The 15,675-nt window shown below is 53.8% G+C and carries 17 protein-coding genes and 1 riboswitch; of the genes, 10 read left to right on the top strand and 7 right to left on the bottom strand.

Features of this window, described 5'->3' with window-relative positions; genetic code table 11:
* Positions 1–7: 7 nt before the first annotated feature.
* Positions 8–1,063, bottom strand: a complete 1,056-nt coding sequence (gene tal, locus ACI43T_RS03615; protein ID WP_405385569.1) for a transaldolase — start codon at positions 1,061–1,063, stop codon at positions 8–10.
* 101 nt (positions 1,064–1,164) lie between these two features.
* Here tal and ACI43T_RS03610 point away from each other — a divergent pair, with 101 nt between their 5' ends.
* The gene (locus tag ACI43T_RS03610) at positions 1,165–2,139 is read left to right on the top strand and encodes a KpsF/GutQ family sugar-phosphate isomerase (RefSeq protein ID WP_039851238.1); all 975 of its coding nucleotides are present in this window, start codon (positions 1,165–1,167) and stop codon (positions 2,137–2,139) included.
* Between the two features lie 170 nt (positions 2,140–2,309).
* Here ACI43T_RS03610 and ACI43T_RS03605 read toward each other — a convergent pair whose 3' ends face one another.
* The 5 genes from ACI43T_RS03605 to gcvT all read right to left on the bottom strand — a co-directional run bounded on the left by ACI43T_RS03605 (position 2,310) and on the right by gcvT (position 6,568).
* On the bottom strand, positions 2,310–2,882 hold the full coding sequence (locus tag ACI43T_RS03605) for a DNA-3-methyladenine glycosylase I (protein ID WP_405385568.1): 573 nt from the start codon (positions 2,880–2,882) through the stop codon (positions 2,310–2,312).
* Positions 2,879–3,562 (bottom strand): dethiobiotin synthase, encoded by a 684-nt coding sequence (bioD, locus tag ACI43T_RS03600; RefSeq protein WP_405385567.1) that lies wholly within the window; start codon positions 3,560–3,562, stop codon positions 2,879–2,881. Before bioD ends, ACI43T_RS03605 begins: the two co-directional genes overlap by 4 nt.
* Complete coding sequence (bioA, locus tag ACI43T_RS03595) at positions 3,552–4,841, bottom strand: adenosylmethionine--8-amino-7-oxononanoate transaminase (RefSeq protein ID WP_405385566.1); 1,290 nt, start codon at positions 4,839–4,841, stop codon at positions 3,552–3,554. The genes bioD and bioA overlap by 11 nt, the downstream gene beginning before the upstream one ends.
* A 121-nt stretch (positions 4,842–4,962) precedes the next feature.
* Positions 4,963–5,349 (bottom strand): glycine cleavage system protein GcvH, encoded by a 387-nt coding sequence (gcvH, locus tag ACI43T_RS03590; protein ID WP_070774257.1) that lies wholly within the window; start codon positions 5,347–5,349, stop codon positions 4,963–4,965.
* A 118-nt stretch (positions 5,350–5,467) separates the two neighbouring features.
* Positions 5,468–6,568 carry a glycine cleavage system aminomethyltransferase GcvT gene (gene gcvT / locus ACI43T_RS03585; protein WP_405385565.1) on the bottom strand — a complete coding sequence of 367 codons (1,101 nt, stop codon included), beginning with the start codon at positions 6,566–6,568 and terminating at the stop codon, positions 5,468–5,470.
* 203 nt (positions 6,569–6,771) lie between these two features.
* A riboswitch (glycine riboswitch) is annotated at positions 6,772–6,868 on the bottom strand.
* A 252-nt stretch (positions 6,869–7,120) separates the two neighbouring features.
* On the opposite strand from gcvT, the gene ACI43T_RS03580 reads away from it, so the two are divergent.
* The 6 genes from ACI43T_RS03580 (at position 7,121) to ACI43T_RS03555 (ending at position 12,340) form a co-directional block, all read left to right on the top strand.
* Entirely contained in the window at positions 7,121–7,603 is a 483-nt protein-coding gene (locus ACI43T_RS03580) for an Lrp/AsnC family transcriptional regulator (RefSeq protein ID WP_009174766.1), read from the top strand.
* Between the two features lie 914 nt (positions 7,604–8,517).
* Complete coding sequence (locus ACI43T_RS03575) at positions 8,518–8,646, top strand: class IIb bacteriocin, lactobin A/cerein 7B family (protein WP_377081751.1); 129 nt, start codon at positions 8,518–8,520, stop codon at positions 8,644–8,646.
* A gap of 53 nt (positions 8,647–8,699) precedes the next feature.
* Positions 8,700–8,840: a hypothetical protein gene (locus tag ACI43T_RS03570; protein WP_377081749.1), complete on the top strand. Its 141-nt coding sequence runs from the start codon at positions 8,700–8,702 to the stop codon at positions 8,838–8,840.
* A 333-nt stretch (positions 8,841–9,173) separates the two neighbouring features.
* Positions 9,174–9,536 carry a YbaN family protein gene (locus ACI43T_RS03565; RefSeq protein ID WP_009174767.1) on the top strand — a complete coding sequence of 121 codons (363 nt, stop codon included), beginning with the start codon at positions 9,174–9,176 and terminating at the stop codon, positions 9,534–9,536.
* Positions 9,537–9,912: 376 nt separating this feature from the next.
* Positions 9,913–11,328: a sodium:proton antiporter gene (locus ACI43T_RS03560; RefSeq protein WP_405385564.1), complete on the top strand. Its 1,416-nt coding sequence runs from the start codon at positions 9,913–9,915 to the stop codon at positions 11,326–11,328.
* A gap of 196 nt (positions 11,329–11,524) precedes the next feature.
* Positions 11,525–12,340, top strand: a complete 816-nt coding sequence (locus ACI43T_RS03555) for a class I SAM-dependent methyltransferase (RefSeq protein ID WP_009174769.1) — start codon at positions 11,525–11,527, stop codon at positions 12,338–12,340.
* A 131-nt stretch (positions 12,341–12,471) separates the two neighbouring features.
* Here the strand turns inward: ACI43T_RS03555 and ACI43T_RS03550 are convergent, their stop codons facing one another.
* The gene (locus tag ACI43T_RS03550; protein WP_071191012.1) at positions 12,472–13,035 is read right to left on the bottom strand and encodes a tetratricopeptide repeat protein; all 564 of its coding nucleotides are present in this window, start codon (positions 13,033–13,035) and stop codon (positions 12,472–12,474) included.
* Between the two features lie 155 nt (positions 13,036–13,190).
* Between ACI43T_RS03550 and hisC the strand changes: the two genes are divergently transcribed.
* Genes hisC through ACI43T_RS03535 form a run of 3 tightly spaced genes read left to right on the top strand, consistent with a single transcriptional unit; the run spans position 13,191 to position 15,533 of the window.
* A complete protein-coding gene (gene hisC, locus ACI43T_RS03545) occupies positions 13,191–14,270 on the top strand; it encodes a histidinol-phosphate transaminase (RefSeq protein ID WP_405385563.1) in 1,080 nt (359 codons plus the stop codon).
* Positions 14,271–14,306: 36 nt separating this feature from the next.
* Positions 14,307–15,224, top strand: coding sequence for an imidazoleglycerol-phosphate dehydratase HisB (hisB, locus tag ACI43T_RS03540; RefSeq protein ID WP_377081742.1), 918 nt, complete (start codon positions 14,307–14,309; stop codon positions 15,222–15,224).
* Between the two features lie 12 nt (positions 15,225–15,236).
* Complete coding sequence (locus ACI43T_RS03535; RefSeq protein ID WP_009174773.1) at positions 15,237–15,533, top strand: hypothetical protein; 297 nt, start codon at positions 15,237–15,239, stop codon at positions 15,531–15,533.
* Positions 15,534–15,675 lie beyond the last annotated feature (142 nt).

The raw sequence follows: 15,675 nt of genomic DNA, 5'->3' as shown, positions 1-15,675 counted from the left end.
CTTAAAATCAAGCCAAAGGAACCAGCAGTTTGGCAAATGCTTCCTCAAACTGTTTCAAACCGTCTTCCTGCAGGCGGGTGGCAAGGGCTTCCAAGTCCACGCCCAGTTTTTCGGCTTCGGCAAGCTGCGCTTTGGCTTCGGCCGCTCCTTCGCCCAAAGTGGCCTTGGCCGTACCGTGATCGATAAAGGCTTTCAGGGTGGCGTCGGGAACGGTATCGACGGTGTTCGCTCCAATCAGGCTGTCGACATACAGGGTATCCGGATAGGCCGGATTTTTCACGCCGGTCGAAGCCCACAGAAGTTGTACGCGGTTGGCTCCTTTGGCTGCGAGCGGGGCAAATTCCGCGCCGCTGAAGTATTCTTCCCAATCCTGATAGGCGGCTTTGGCCAAAGCGATGGCGATTTTGCCTTTCAGGTGGTCGGGCAATGTGGCGTCCAACGCACTGTCTACGCGCGAGATGAAGAAGCTGGCCACAACGTGGATTTGGTCGACCGGCAGGCCTGCCGCCACACGTTTGGCGATGCCGCGGGTATAGGCGGCGTAGGCTTTCAGGGTTTGTGCGCGGGAGAACAGCAGGGTCAGGTTGATGCTGATGCCTTCGGCCACCAGCGCTTCCAGCGCTTCCACGCCCGCATCGGTGGTCGGCACTTTAATCATAACGTTTTTGCGGTTGATGGCGGCGCGCAGGCGTTTGGCTTCTTCAACGGTACCGGCCGCGTTTTGCGACAGTTCGGGGGCGACTTCGAGGCTGACGAAACCGGTTTTTCCGCCGGTGGATTCGTGTTCGGGCAGACACACGTCGCAGGCCGCCTGTACGTCGGCAATCGCCATTGTTTCGTAACGCTGTTTCGGGGTCAGGTTTTTCTGCTTCAAGGCTGCCACTTCATCTGCGTAGAGCGGGTCGCCCGCGAATGCCTTTTGGAAAATCGCAGGATTCGAGGTTACGCCGCAAACGCCTTGTTTCAACATCTCCGCCAACTCACCGCTCTGTACCAGCGAGCGGGAAAGGTTGTCCAACCAGATTTGTTGGCCTAATGCTTTAACGTCCGATAAAATAGTCATCTCTGATTCCTTTATTTGAACAGGTTGTGGGAAGTTTTCATACTACCCCTATTTGCAGCGTTTGGATAGTATAAATTCTTATTTGAAAGGCAGAAAACATGATGGGAAACACCGAACAGTATCTGGATTGGGCGCGTCGGGTATTGCGCACCGAAGCACTCGGCCTGAACGAAATCGCCGATGCGCTGGACGGCGGTTTCGTCCGCGCCGCCGACGCCCTGTTGCACTGCAAAGGCCGCGTGGTCATTACCGGCATGGGCAAGTCCGGACACGTCGGCCGGAAAATCGCAGCGACGATGGCATCCACCGGCACACCCGCGTTTTTCGTCCATCCCGCCGAAGCCGCACACGGTGATTTGGGCATGATTGTGGACAACGACGTGGTGGTGGCGATTTCCAATTCCGGAGAAAGCGACGAAATTACGGCCATCATGCCCGCACTCAAACGCAAAAATGTTACTTTAATCGGCATCACGGCACGCCCCGCATCCACCTTGGCACGCCATGCCGACATCCACATCACCGCCGCCGTTTCCAAAGAAGCCTGCCCGCTCGGATTGGCGCCGACCACCAGCACCACCGCCGTTATGGCGCTCGGCGACGCGCTGGCCGTGGTTTTGCTCCGCGCGCGCGCGTTCACGCCCGACGACTTCGCCCTCAGCCATCCTGCCGGCAGCCTAGGCAAACGCCTGCTGCTGCGGGTGGCCGACATCATGCACGGCGGCGACGCTCTGCCCGCCGTCGTCAGCGGCACGCTACTGAAAGAAGCCATCGTACGTATGAGCGAAAAAGGGCTGGGCATGTTGGCGGTAACCGACGAAGCGGGCCGTCTGAAAGGCGTACTGACCGACGGCGACCTGCGCCGCCTGTTCCAGCAGCGCGACAACTTCGCCGGCCTGACCGTGGACGACATCATGCACACGTCCCCGAAAACCATCACCGCCGACAAACTTGCCACCGAGGCTCTGAAACACATGCAGGCCAACCACATCAACGGCTTGCTGGTAACCGAAGCCGACGGCACCCTGACCGGCGCGCTGAACATGCACGATTTATTGATGGCGCGGATTGTCTGACACCGACCGCCCTATTTTCAGACGGCCTCACAGTCCGTTCGGGCTTTCCAAAACACGCGCCGCACCTTTCGACAGCGTATTCGCACCGCAGGCCGTCTGAAACGGCCTGTGCAATCTCCCCTTCTTTTGCTCTCCCAATCAGGTGCCGCCCGCATCGTTTTTCAGAAACGTCATTCCCGCATAAAGTCGGCGGGAGCGGCCTCAAGCCATTTCGGCCTGCGTTTCAAAACTTCCCGATAAACCTTGCAGTCTTCGGTGTGCGCGCCGGGCAGGTAGCCGGTGCTCATCAGAAATTCGCCGACGATTTCGCCGCCCATGAATTTGAAGTGTTTTTTAAACAGCGCCACCCATTCTTCTTTGGTGCGCGGATGGTGCATATCGAGCCAGTTTTTGAACGAACCGCATTCCTGCCGTATCCGCCGGATTTGTTGCGCGTTGTAAATGGCGGCGTTGATTTTCAAACGGTTGCGGACGATGCCTGCGTCGGCAAGCAGCCGTTCGCGGTCGGCATCGCCGAAAGCGGCGACGGTATCGATGTCGAAGCCTTTATAGGCCGTCTGAAACGCCTGCCGCTTCTTCAAAATTAGGGTCCAGCTCAGGCCCGCCTGATTGATTTCCAACACCAGCCGCTCAAACAGTCCGTTGTCGTCTTCAATCGGGAAACCGTATTGTTCCGCATGATACTGTTTGTTCGGATTGTCGCTGTCTTCGGGCAGGTTGTTGGCAAAGTCGCAATAATTCATGGTTTTTGTCCGTCCATGTATTCAAACGCGGTCTGCGGGAAATGTTGCCGCAGGTAGCGTTGCAGGTATTCGGCGGTTTCCTGTTCAATCAGCGGGTCTGCCGGCGGAAAGCAGTTGTATATCAGCATTTCGACGGCTATCCCCTGCTGCCGGCAGGCCGACAGGTTCAACAGGGTGTGGTTGATGCTACCGAGCCTGCCCGATGTAACCAGCACGACGGGATAAGCTTGGGCACGGATGAAATCGAGCGTGGTCAGGGTGTCGTCCAGCGGCACGGCCAGCCCGCCTGCGCCTTCGAGCAGGACGTAATCGTAACGTTCGGCGAGTTTGGCGGTGGCGCGGTTGATAACGGCGGGGGCGATACGCGCTCCCGCCATGTGCGCGGCCAGATGGGGCGAGCAGGGATAGCCGAACAGGTAGGGGCAGGTGGTGCCGTCGGTGTCTTCCGGCAGCAGCGGCAGGTTTTGCAGGCGGCGGTGGACAAGGATGTCGTCGGAGATGCCCGTGCAGCCGGTTTGTACGATTTTCTGGGTGATGACGGAAAAGCCCTGCCGCATCAGCTTGGCCGCCAACCAGCCGGTGGCGACGGTTTTGCCGATGCCGGTATCGATGCCGCCGACAAACAGGATTTTGCCCTGCTTACGGGTTTGGAGGCCGTCTGAAAACAGTTTATCCGCCATATTCTTCCCTCAATGCGGCAATGAGGCCGTCTGAAAGTTTGTCCAACTCATGCGGCTGCATGATAAACGGCGGCATGGTGTACACCAGTTTGCCGAAGGGACGCAGCCACACGCCGCGTTCGACGAATTTGGGCTGGAGGCGGCGCAGGTTTACGGGTTCCCACATTTCGACCACGCCGATGGCGCCCAGCACGCGCACCTCTTTCACCGCCGCAATATCGCGCGCAGGCGCAAGGGTTTCGCGCAGTTGCGCCTCAATCCGCGCCACATTTTCACGCCAGCCGCCTTCCAGCAGCAGCCTGACCGATTCGTCGGCCACGGCGCAGGCCAGCGGGTTGGCCATGAACGTCGGCCCGTGCATAAAGCAGCCCGCCGCGCCGTTGCTGACGGTGTCGGCGATATTTTTGTGCGTTACCGCGGCGGAAAGCGTGAGGTAGCCGCCGGTCAGGGCTTTGCCCAGACACATAATGTCGGGCACGACGTCTGCGTGTTCGCAGGCAAACAGCTTACCCGTGCGCCCGAAACCGGTGGCGATTTCGTCGAAAATCAACAGCACGCCGTGTTCGCGGCACAAGGCCTGCGCCCGCTTCAGATATTCGGGCGCGTAAAAATACATTCCGCCCGCCCCCTGCACGACAGGCTCCACAATCAGCGCGGCGATTTCTCCGCCGTGTTTGTCCAGCAAATCCGCCAACGGCGCAACCACCTCTTCGCGCCACGGCTCGCCGAATTTCACCGGAGGCTGCGGCAGGAAAAACTGCACCGGCAGACGCTCGGCAAACAGGCTGTGCATTCCGGTAACGGGGTCGCACACCGACATCGCGTGCCAAGTGTCGCCGTGATAGCCCGCCCGCAGCGCGGCAAACTTGCTGCGCCGCGGCGCGCCCAGCGCGTGCTGGTACTGCACCGCCATCTTCATCGCCACTTCCACCGCCACCGAACCGCTGTCGGCGTAAAACACCGTGTCCAAACCCGAAGGCAGGATGCCCAGCAGCGTCTGCGTCAGCTTTGCCGCCGCATCGTGGGTAAAACCGCCGAACATGACATGGCTCATCTTTTCAAGCTGGAGGACGGCGGCACGGTTCAGGCGCGGATGGTTGTAGCCGTGCACCGCCGCCCACCACGACGACATGCCGTCAAGCAGCCGCCTGCCGTCTTTCAGGGTAATCGTTACCCCGTCGGCCCGCTCGACCGGATAAACCGGCGCGGGATCGGCGGTGGAGGAATACGGATGCCAGATATGGCTGCGGTCAAGTTCGGTCAGGGTGCGGATGTCCATCGGATGAGTGCGGTGTGTTTTATGAACGTATATTCAAACGGCGGTCGGAAAATCTGCCGGCCGGAAAAAACAAAAGGCCGTCTGAAAACACTTCGGCGTTTTCAGACGGCCTCACTGGCCTTTAATCCACTTCGCCCGCATATTGCTCGGCGGTCAGCAGGCCGTCGTAGTCGGCAGGGTTGGCAGGTTTGATTTTGAAGAACCAGCCTGCTCCGTAAGGGTCGCTGTTGGCGGTTTCCGGCGCGCTGGGCAAATCTTCGTTGACGGCAACGACTTCGCCTGCAATCGGCGCGTACACGTCGGACGCGGCTTTCACAGACTCAACCACACCGGCTTGTTCTTCGGCGGCAAGGTTCGCGCCGACTTCAGGCAGCTCGACGAACACGATGTCGCCCAACAACTCTTGCGCATGGTGGGTAATGCCGACAGTAACGGTACCGTCGTCTTCAAGGCGCAGCCATTCGTGGCTGGCAACATATTTCAGTTCGGCTGGGATGTTGTTGCTCATGGTTTGATTCTCCATTGGTTTTTGGCTTAAAGAGTGAAGCCTTCGGATATGATCGACAGGCTGTTCTACGTTTGCTTTCAGACGGCCTTAACTTTAATAAAAGCCGTCTGAAACCGCATCAGTCAAACTGTTTTTGTCCGTTACGCACAAACGGCAGCTTCAATACGCGCACGTCCACTTCCTTGCCGCGCATCAGCACTTTGGCGGTATCGCCGTCAAAATCTTTCGGTACGCGGGCGATGGCGATGGATTGTTTCAGGCTGGGCGAGAATACGCCGCTGGTGGTTTCGCCTTTGCCTTTGTCGGTCAACACTTCCATATGCGCGCGCAGGATGCCGCCTTTGTCGAGCAGCAAACCGACCTGTTTGACGGCAATGCCTTTTTCTTTCAATGCCAACAAAGCGGCTTTGCCGACGAAATCGCGGTTTTCGTCTTTCAAATCAACCGTCCAACCCATGCCTGCTTCGAGCGGGCTGGTGTCGTCGTCCATATCGTTGCCGTAGAGGTTCATGCCGGCTTCCATGCGCAGGGTGTCGCGCGCGCCGAGGCCGCAGGGCTGTACGCCGGCTTGTTGCAGGGCTTTGAAAAATGCGATGGCTTCGGTGCCGGGCAGGATGACTTCGACGCCGTCTTCGCCGGTGTAGCCGGTGCGGGCGACAAACCAGTCGTTGCCCAAATCCGCGCCTTGGAACGGTTTGAGGTTGTGGACGACATCCGCCCATTCGGGTTTGACGGTCAGGAGTTTTTCGATGGCTTTAGGACCTTGCACGGCAAGCATTCCGAGGTCGTAGCGCGGGTTGAAGGCGACGCCGAATTCTTGTCCGACTTTGTGGAACTGGGCGGTGTCTTTCTCGCGGGTCGCGCCGTTGGATACGATGCGGTATTGGGTTTCGGCTTCGTTAGTGCGGTAAACGATCAAGTCGTCAATCACGCCGCCGTTGTCGTTGAGCAGCGCGGAATAAAGGGCTTTGCCGACGAAGGCGAGTTTGGCAACGTCGTTGGCAATCAGTTTACGAAAAAAGGCTTTAGCATTCGCTCCGGCGACGTCGGTAACGAGCATATGGGATACGTCGAACATGCCGGCGTCGGTGCGCACGGCTTCGTGTTCGGCGATTTGCGAACCATAATGGATGGGCAGCTCCCAGCCGGCAAAATCGACCAGCTTCGCGCCTGCATCTTGATGGGCTTGGTGAAACGGGGTGGTTTTCAGGGCAGTCATTCTCAGCTTCTCCGGATTTATTGTTCAGATGCCGTCCGCACATAAGCACGGAAGACCCTATCTGTCCTTGAACCTGAGATTTTCGGCATACCCGCTTGATGGCAAACCAGTCTGCTCACTGCTTTGCGCGGTTGTCTGAATGGTGGTTCAGACGGCCTTCTCCCCTTCGGTGGGTGCGATCGCACCACTCTCCAGATGTTTTATTTCAATGTGCAGTCCCTGTTGCCTGAGCGATTTAAGGGCGTTTGCGCCTTCGGCGGCTACATGTAGTTTGCTGTAACTCTCTCCTGCACATGGGGCGATTATGGCTTGAAACGCCGCTTTTGGGCAAGTTGTCTTTTATAAATTCTAACAAAACTATTAAGATTCAAATATTAATAGGATTAGTAAAAATATTATGCTTAATCAGGCATATTTTCCGCAGAATTATTCGTGAAAACTAAATTTTGCCGCACTATTGTATGTTAAATTTTTTTAGCTTATTATAAAGGGCACGAAAGCATCTGAATTGCTTGCATTTTTCATAACCATGCCGAAAATAAGGGAGACAAAATGGCATCTATTACATTGGATAAAACCGATCTGAAAATCCTTCAGGTCTTACAGGAAAACGGTCGCCTGACCAACGTCGAGCTTTCGGAACGGGTCGCTTTATCGCCGTCGCCCTGCCTGCGCCGCCTCAAGCAGCTTGAAGACGCAGGTATCATCCGCAAGTATGCCGCCCTGCTCTCCCCCGTCGCCGTCGAACTCGGCCTTCAGGCGTTTATCCGCGTATCCATCAGCAAGGCCAAGGTTGCACGCGAAGAATTTTCCGCCGCCGTACAGACGTGGCCGGAGGTGTTGAGCTGCTTTGCGCTGACCGGCGAAACCGATTATCTGCTGCATGCCTTCTTCACTGACATGAACGCTTTTTCGCATTTCGTACTGGATACGCTGCTTTCGCACGAAGGTGTGCAGGATGCCCAATCGAGCTTCGTATTGAAAGAAATCAAAAACACCACTGCCCTGCCGCTGACGCATCTGCAACGCGATTAAGGGCTTTTATCATAAAACGGCAGGCCGTCTGAAAAATCGGTTTCAGACGGCCTGATTCAGTTTGACCAGCTAAAAAAAGTCCACTTAGCAACCGTATTTTTAACTTCGTCGGGTAAAAATACCAAAAAACATAGAACAATTTAAAAATCAGACTGTTCAGCTTTCGATTTCCTCAAAATGATCCCGCATCCGCACATATCAAAATAACCGCCCTATACAGAATGTTTTTCCGACGGTACACCGGGTTGAAAACCAAAGGTCTGTTAGAGGTTTTTTTAAAAATCCTTTAAAAACAAAATATTGTATCGTGCCGTTACACCATCAGCAACGGCTAACGACATCTACAGTAAAGCGGATCGGATACTCGTATTCGGCAAACCGTCGGGATTCCAAAACTTTCCAACAATGCCAGCCCTATCCGTAGTGCCGGATTCGATAATCCAACCTACCGTTTGATTTTTTGATACGGAAAGCGCAGCGTTCCTCCCCTACGGTCGCCATATCGGGTTCGGGCAATTGCAAAATGCCGTTTAACAGTTGTAGGGGCGTATTTTACACCCGCTCTGCGCGGACGGTGGCGACAAGCCAAAATAATACAACCTCCTTCATGAGCTTACGCAAGTCCGCTTTGCCCCACCGCGCGGGAGGGAATCCATCTTTAAAATTCTATTTATTGGAATATACCGGGCAGTACATTAAAGCTATATCATTGAATTATTTAATTTAATTTGCAATAAGGGTAAACAAAAAAACAAATAAAAATTACAAAAAAATACAAAAAAAAATGGAACAAATATTAGGATATATACTCCAACTGTTAAGTTCTCAGTATTTTCTTTATGAGGACTTGTAATTTTTAAGTTGTAAGTTATATAATTAGTTATATATTACTTTTTTATTAAGGAGTTATTCTTATGCAAGAGCTGAAAATCAATGAGCTGGAACAGGTTTCTGGTGGTTTTTTACCCGCATTAGCAGCAGGAGCCATTATTCTCGTAGCTGGCTGGGGATATAATGACGGACGTACAGATAAGTACAGATAAAAGGAACTAACCAGTTCTTTAAGCTGAATTTGAAAAATTGAAAGGAAATTTTTATGAATGCTAAAAATATGCACGAATTAGAGTTGCACGATTTAGAACGAGTTGCCGGCGGCGGTGATTTTAACCCTAACAAGTTGTTATTTGCTATTAGCCCGCTCTATGCTGTATCTTATACTGTTGGTTATTTCTTCTAACTAATAGAGCTAATAGAGCCTGAAAAAGATGCGTTAAAACGCATCTTTTTCTTTAGATTTAGGGGTTGCGAGAGCTGCCAATATTAAAGAAGTATGTTATAAAATTAAATCAAAAAGATTTGGAAACAGTTTCCGGTGATATTAATTGGCTTTTCCCCTATCCTCCTATTGAAATCCCCTATAGCGCACCGTCGGATAACTTGGATCGGCAAAACCAAAGGAGGATGCCGAATCCGCTGTTGCCCAACGGCCGCAAACATACTGTATAATCAGGAATCATTATCAGATTCCCCGCGTATCTTCTCATACGCACCGACACACACCGTTTCCGCCATGCTTATCCGCTATTTCTTCTGGACTTGCGGCGCGCTCTCGCTGGCATTGGGCATTATCGGCATTTTCCTGCCGATATTGCCGACTACGCCGTTCGTATTGCTCGCTGCGGCCTGCTGGGCGAAAGCCTCGCCGCGTTTCCACCGCTGGCTGCACCGGCATCCCCGCTTCGGCCCGATGGTGCAAAACTGGGAGCGCAACCGCGCCGTACCGCGGCGGGCGAAATACTTCGCATTCAGTATGATGACGGTCTCGTGCCTGTTTTTGTTTTGGCGGTTTCCCGAAAAATGGTGGATAGGCGCAGTATCGGCAGGATTCTGTTTCTGTGTGGCGGTTTGGATGTGGCGGCTGCCGGATTCATGAGCGAAGGCCGTCTGAAAATTGTTTTCAGACGGCCTTCCCTTATTATGGCCCTGCCGGTCCCGTTCTGCATCGGGAACGTAAATTTTCGCTAAAATCAATTTGTTCTAATACTTCGATAGACTGTTTATCCCATTTGGTTAAGTACCGATTATTTCAGCATTTTATCGGCAAACCCGCGTATTTCCTACTTTTCCCTACATCACCGCCCGCCATTCCCGCCTGCTCCCGAACCGGTATCTTGCTGGAATCTGTGTTTTTTTTCCTTTACAATCAAACGGACGGTTCCTGCCGAACCAAGACCGTCGCGAATCCGTATCGGCCGCTTGTTTTCAGACGGCCTGACGTGTTCGCCACAAGAAAAAGAAGGAACACTGCCATGCGACCATACCTTGTCTGCTTCGCCCTGCTGCTGCCCGCCGCAGCCCGCGCCGCCGATTTTCACGGTGAGGAACTCGGCCTCCTTTGGGGCTTGCCGTTTGCCCTCATCCTGCTCTCCATCGCACTCTGCCCTCTGCTGCTGCCCAATTTTTGGCACCATCATTTCGGTAAAATCACCGCCTTTTGGACGGTGCTGTTTTTGGTACCGCTGGTGGCGGTGTTCGGTTTTGACGCGGGAGTGCATACCGTCGTCCACGCCTTGGTGGAAGAATATATCCCGTTTATCCTGCTGCTTCTTGCGCTTTATACGATTTCGGGCGGTATTTTGGTGTGGGGCAACCTGCACGGCTCGCCCAAACTCAACACCGCGCTGCTGGCCATCGGCACGGCACTGGCATCGGTCATGGGCACGACCGGCGCGGCGATGCTGATGATACGCCCGCTGCTGAAGGCTAACGACAACCGCAAACACCAAGTGCATGTGGTCGTTTTCTTCATCTTTCTGGTGGCCAATATCGGCGGCGGACTGACGCCGCTGGGTGATCCGCCACTGTTTCTCGGTTTCCTGAAAGGTGTGGAGTTTATGTGGACGGTACGCCATATGATGCCGCCCGTGTTAATCAGTGCGGCGGTTCTGCTGGCGGTATTCTATATATTCGACAGCATCCTGTACGCAAGAGAAGACGAAATCAAACAGAAAGACCCGACGCCCGACAGCAAATTGCAGATTTTCGGCAAATGGAATTTCCTGCTGTTGGCGGGCGTGGTCGGTGCGGTGCTGCTATCGGGCGTATGGAAGCCCGACCATCCGGGTTTTGACATTCTGGGCAGCCATTATGCCCTGCCGAACTTGGTGCGCGACATCATCTTGCTGGCACTGACGGTCGTTTCGCTCGCCATCACGCCCAAACAGGTGCGCGCGGGTAACGAATTTAATTTCGAACCGATTATCGAAGTGGGCAAACTGTTCCTCGGTATCTTCATCACCATCTCGCCGGTTTTGGCCATCCTGAAGGCGGGCGAGGCGGGCGCGCTCCACAGCGTGGTTTCGCTGGTGCACGATGAAGCGGGCAACCCCATCAATACTATGTATTTCTGGATGAGCGGCCTGCTTTCGGCCTTCCTCGACAACGCGCCGACCTATCTGGTGTTCTTCAATATGGCCGGCGGCAACGCGCAGGCCCTGATGACCGGCCCGCTGTTCCACAGCCTGCTGGCGGTTTCGATGGGTTCGGTATTTATGGGGGCGGTAACCTACATCGGCAACGCACCGAACTTTATGGTCAAGGCCATCGCCGAACAACGCAAAGTCAAAATGCCTTCCTTCTTCGGCTATATGGCATGGTCGGCAGTAATACTGATGCCGCTGTTTGCGCTGCTGACCGTGATTTTCTTCGTACTCCAGTTGATTTGAACAATAAGCCGACAAGGCCGTCTGAAAAGGTTTCAGACGGCCTTTCTGTTTGACGCAGATTCCGCCGATACTTGTTTCTGCATCTAAAAAGCCATATCCTATTCATTAAAGAATGATTGAAGGCCGCCTGAAAGCCCGCCGAACACAACCAACTGCCCATCCTCTTATCGTAATCCACCGACTCAAGGAGACTGTTATGTTGGAAATTGAAAATGCCGTCAGCGAAACCCTGCTCATTCCCCTTTACATCAAATATCTGTCCTCACAGCAACCCGACCCGATTCTGTACGATGCGGCCGCCTGCCGGCTGATACCGCAGATTGAATACGATTTCTCCAAATTCGACCATGCCTACCGCAGCATTGCCGGCACCGCCATCCGTGCGCATTATTTCGACAATATGACTGCCGACTTTATCCGCCACCGAAAAAATCCAGTCATCGTCGAGTTAGGCTGCGGCTTGGACAGCCGTCATGAGCGGCTTGGCAATCGCGCGGGAGAAGCGCCGTTTTACCTGCTCGACCTGCCCGACGTCATCGCCCTGCGCGAAAAACTGCTGCCGCCGCGTGCCGGAGAAACCCTGATTGCCGCTTCGGCTTTCGACGAGGAATGGATGGACAATCTGCTCCAAAGCCATCCCGACGCACAATTCTTATTCCTCATCGAAGGCGTGCTGATGTATTTTCCAAAAGAAAACGTACGCGACCTGTTTCAAAAGCTGGCGCAGCGTTTCCACGGCAGCGAAATCCTCTTTGATGTAACCAGCACTTGGATGACGAAGGTTTCCGACCGGCACGATGCGCTGAAACACACACGCGCCCGCTTCGCATTCGGCTGCGACAACGACCGCGAACCCGAACTGTGGGCGGCCAACCTGCATATGATTGCGGCCAAATATCTGGCGACCGATTTTCCGGCATGGAAAAAAACCGGCTTTTTCTCCTACTGGATCATGCGGCTGTTCCCCCCCATGCGGAATTCCTACCGGTTCCTTTATTACCGTGTCGACTGACATTTGAATGAAAAATAAACGCCTCAAGACAAAAGGCCGTCTGAAACATATGTTTCAGACGGCCTTTTTACCGTTTTCTAATCAGGGCTTAAAGAAAAACACAAAAATCTTGTCCGCAGCGGCCCGTTTGTTTATTTCATATCCAACCTGCGTAATGCCGCCTGCGCTTCCTTATCGCCTGCGGCCGCGGATTTCTTATACCAGTCCAGAGCTTCCTTCACATCGTCAGATTCGGCCAAGCGGCCCAAAGCGGTCATCGCAGGTGCGGAAATATGGTCGCCGCGGCGGGCGGATTCCTGATACCAGTCTACCGCCTCACTTATACTTTTGGAGATACCGAGACCGTGTTCATAACAATATGCCAGCCAGTATTGTGCGGTAATGTCGCCTTTGTCGGCAGCTTTCTTAAATTCGGCGGCGGCACGGCCGGCATTCTGACGGACGCCGTAGCCGTTGAGATACATCAATCCGATATAACGCTGGGCTTTGACGTGCCCCGCAGCGGAGGCTTGGGTAAAAATAGTCAGGGCTTCGTCGTAATCCCGCCGGTTAAACGCTTCTATGCCTCTGTCCAGCAGATACGCCGCCTGCCCCTCTGCCGCATTCTGCCGCCCGAACTCTCCGCCGCCCGAATGAATGGGGGCGGCGGTCGCACTCAGAATAATGCCGACAAACAGGACAAACATCCGTTTCATGTGTTTCACCTCATAGGTTGATTGCTCGGAATTATAATGCCGTCTGAAAAGACATTGGCCGCAATCCGGCTGAATTGATGCTGTTTTTATGTTACATTACAATTCTTTGCGAGCGCATAGCAGACTTGTGTAACAAAATTCCAAAGGAGATTCCCATGACCGCGCCGACAGATTTTATCCGTCCGGAAATCAAAAACATGACCGCCTATCATGTAACTGATGTCCCCGAAAACTTCATCAAACTGGATGCGATGGAAAGCCCGTACCACCCGTTTGCCCGCTCACCCGCCTTACTGGAGGAATGGGCGCGGCTTCTGGCGCAATCTCCGGTCAACCGTTACCCCAACCCCGCATCTTGCGGCCTGCAACCCGCATTGCGCAAAGCGTTCGGCATTCCTCAGGCAGCGCAGATTGCCCTAGGCAACGGTTCGGACGAACTGATCCAGTTCCTGACTATGCTGGTAGCCAAACCCGGCGCAACCGTACTCGCGGTGGAACCCAGTTTCGTTATGTACCGGCACAACGCCCTGCTTTACGGCATGAATTATGTCGGCATACCGCTGAGAGAGGATTTCTCCCTAGACTTGCCCGCCATGCTGCAAGCAGTTGAAACACACAATCCCGCGTTGGTCTTTATCGCCTACCCCAACAATCCGACCGGCGTATGTTTTAAGCGCGAAGAAGTGGAAGCTATCATCCGCGCGGCCAAAGGCATCGTGGTTGTAGACGAAGCCTACGGCGCCTTCAGCCGCGACAGCTTCCTGCCGCAGGCGGGCGGTTTTGAAAATCTGGTGGTCATGCGCACGGTCAGCAAAATCGGTTTTGCCGGTATCCGTATCGGCTATGCGTCCGCCGGCGAATTAATTATAAAGGAACTGGTAAAAATATTGCCGCCTTACAATATGAACCAACTCAGCCTGGCCACCGCCGCATTCGCTTTGGAAAATTTTGAAGTAATTGATGATACTATATTGAAATTAAAAGAAGAACGGGAAAGAATGTTTGAAGAATTATCCTACTTTAGCCGTTTGAAAACCTTTCCGAGCGAGGCAAATTTCATTACCGTCCGCGTGCCGGATGCACTTGAATTATTCCAGACAATGAAGGACAATAAAATTCTGATAAAAAATCTGCACGGACAACATCCTCTGCTTAATCAATGCGTACGGATTACTATCGGTTCTCCCGAACAAAACGATGCGGTATTGTCCGTTATCCGTCGGCTTTACGTTTAAACTTAAGCCGAACTTTACTGGAATAGGAATTTCGTTATGACCAAAACACAACTTCACTTAACAAACTTCTACCAACTGGTGGAAGAAGCAGGCTCGCTTACCGCGCTGGCTCGCAAATGCGGCTACGACAATTCGGCCTCGCTGTCGCAGCTCAAACGCCGGTTGGAAACGCAGGCGGAAGACGAATCGGCACGCGGCATCCGTCCCAGCCTTGCCGCCAAACTGGAAGCCGGCATGGGCAAGCGCAAAGGCTGGTTGAGCCGCGACCACAGCAAAGATAAAGAAAAAGCCGCCGCCAGAATTACGGCGGAAGCTGCCGAAAATTTTATTATGCCGTCTGAAGTTGTGATTTCCACCGAAGGCCGCTTCGTTACCGTAACCCGCAATACCCGCGAAACCCAAATCACCCTCTCCCTAAACTTGGACGGCACCGGTCAAAGCCGCCTCGATACCGGCGTTCCTTTCCTTAGCCACATGCTCGACCAAATCGCCCGCCACGGCATGATTGATTTAGAAATTACCTGCAAAGGCGACACCTATGTCGACGACCATCATACCGTTGAAGACATCGGCATCGTATTCGGCCAAGCCCTGAAACAGGCTTTGGGCGACAAAGCCGGTATCCGCCGTTACGGACATGCCTATGTGCCTCTGGACGAATCCTTAAGCCGCGTGGTTTTGGATTTGTCAGGCCGTCCGGGGCTGATATACAACGTTGATTTCGTCCGCGCTTGGATAGGCCGGTTCGACGTGGACTTATTCAGCGAATTTTTCCACGGCATCGTCAACCACAGCATGATGACACTGCACATCGACAACCTGCGCGGCAACAATGCGCACCATCAGGCGGAGACCGTATTCAAAGCCTTCGGCCGCGCACTGCGCGAAGCAGTCGAACCCGATGCCAGGCTGGCCGGCGGAATGCCCTCTACTAAAGGCACGCTGACCGACTAAGACCGCCAGACAATGCTGCCCGTATTTTTACTGTTGCTGTTCGGCGCGCTGCAAACCCGCCTGTTGCCGCAAATTCCTGCGCTGGCATGGGCGGCGGTGTTTTTCAGCATCATCTTTCTCGCAGGAATCACCGTCTTCCACGGTGAAACTTCGCTCGTCGCTACCTGCGCACTCGGTTTCTACGCATGGGGTTACTTCATCCTGCTGCGCCGCTGGCAAAATAAAGCGCGTTCCGTCCGCATCACACTCTATCTGGCCGGCGCGCTGTTTCCGCTGACCCTTATCTGGTTGTTTTTGGCCAATATCTGAACAAGCTGTACGCCAACCGGTTTATCCCAATCCGACAAGGCCGTCTGAAAATATCCGAAACGTATTTTCAGACGGCCTTTTATATTCTTATTGAATATTACCCGATAAGAATATCGCATACGGAAGTATAAAAACCCTGATT

Origin of the sequence: Neisseria oralis (assembly GCF_045062685.1) — a bacterium.
In the GTDB taxonomy this organism is placed as follows: Bacteria; Pseudomonadota; Gammaproteobacteria; order Burkholderiales; family Neisseriaceae; genus Neisseria; species Neisseria oralis.
This window is presented reverse-complemented; position numbering and strand designations above follow the sequence as displayed.

Coding starts and splice junctions, on each gene's coding strand:
- tal (WP_405385569.1), bottom strand. CDS start 1,063: ATGACTATTTTATCGGACGTTAAAGCATTAGGCCAACAAATCTGGTTG.
- ACI43T_RS03610 (WP_039851238.1), top strand. CDS start 1,165: ATGGGAAACACCGAACAGTATCTGGATTGGGCGCGTCGGGTATTGCGC.
- ACI43T_RS03605 (WP_405385568.1), bottom strand. CDS start 2,882: ATGAATTATTGCGACTTTGCCAACAACCTGCCCGAAGACAGCGACAAT.
- bioD (WP_405385567.1), bottom strand. CDS start 3,562: ATGGCGGATAAACTGTTTTCAGACGGCCTCCAAACCCGTAAGCAGGGC.
- bioA (WP_405385566.1), bottom strand. CDS start 4,841: ATGGACATCCGCACCCTGACCGAACTTGACCGCAGCCATATCTGGCAT.
- gcvH (WP_070774257.1), bottom strand. CDS start 5,349: ATGAGCAACAACATCCCAGCCGAACTGAAATATGTTGCCAGCCACGAA.
- gcvT (WP_405385565.1), bottom strand. CDS start 6,568: ATGACTGCCCTGAAAACCACCCCGTTTCACCAAGCCCATCAAGATGCA.
- ACI43T_RS03580 (WP_009174766.1), top strand. CDS start 7,121: ATGGCATCTATTACATTGGATAAAACCGATCTGAAAATCCTTCAGGTC.
- ACI43T_RS03575 (WP_377081751.1), top strand. CDS start 8,518: ATGCAAGAGCTGAAAATCAATGAGCTGGAACAGGTTTCTGGTGGTTTT.
- ACI43T_RS03570 (WP_377081749.1), top strand. CDS start 8,700: ATGAATGCTAAAAATATGCACGAATTAGAGTTGCACGATTTAGAACGA.
- ACI43T_RS03565 (WP_009174767.1), top strand. CDS start 9,174: ATGCTTATCCGCTATTTCTTCTGGACTTGCGGCGCGCTCTCGCTGGCA.
- ACI43T_RS03560 (WP_405385564.1), top strand. CDS start 9,913: ATGCGACCATACCTTGTCTGCTTCGCCCTGCTGCTGCCCGCCGCAGCC.
- ACI43T_RS03555 (WP_009174769.1), top strand. CDS start 11,525: ATGTTGGAAATTGAAAATGCCGTCAGCGAAACCCTGCTCATTCCCCTT.
- ACI43T_RS03550 (WP_071191012.1), bottom strand. CDS start 13,035: ATGAAACGGATGTTTGTCCTGTTTGTCGGCATTATTCTGAGTGCGACC.
- hisC (WP_405385563.1), top strand. CDS start 13,191: ATGACCGCGCCGACAGATTTTATCCGTCCGGAAATCAAAAACATGACC.
- hisB (WP_377081742.1), top strand. CDS start 14,307: ATGACCAAAACACAACTTCACTTAACAAACTTCTACCAACTGGTGGAA.
- ACI43T_RS03535 (WP_009174773.1), top strand. CDS start 15,237: ATGCTGCCCGTATTTTTACTGTTGCTGTTCGGCGCGCTGCAAACCCGC.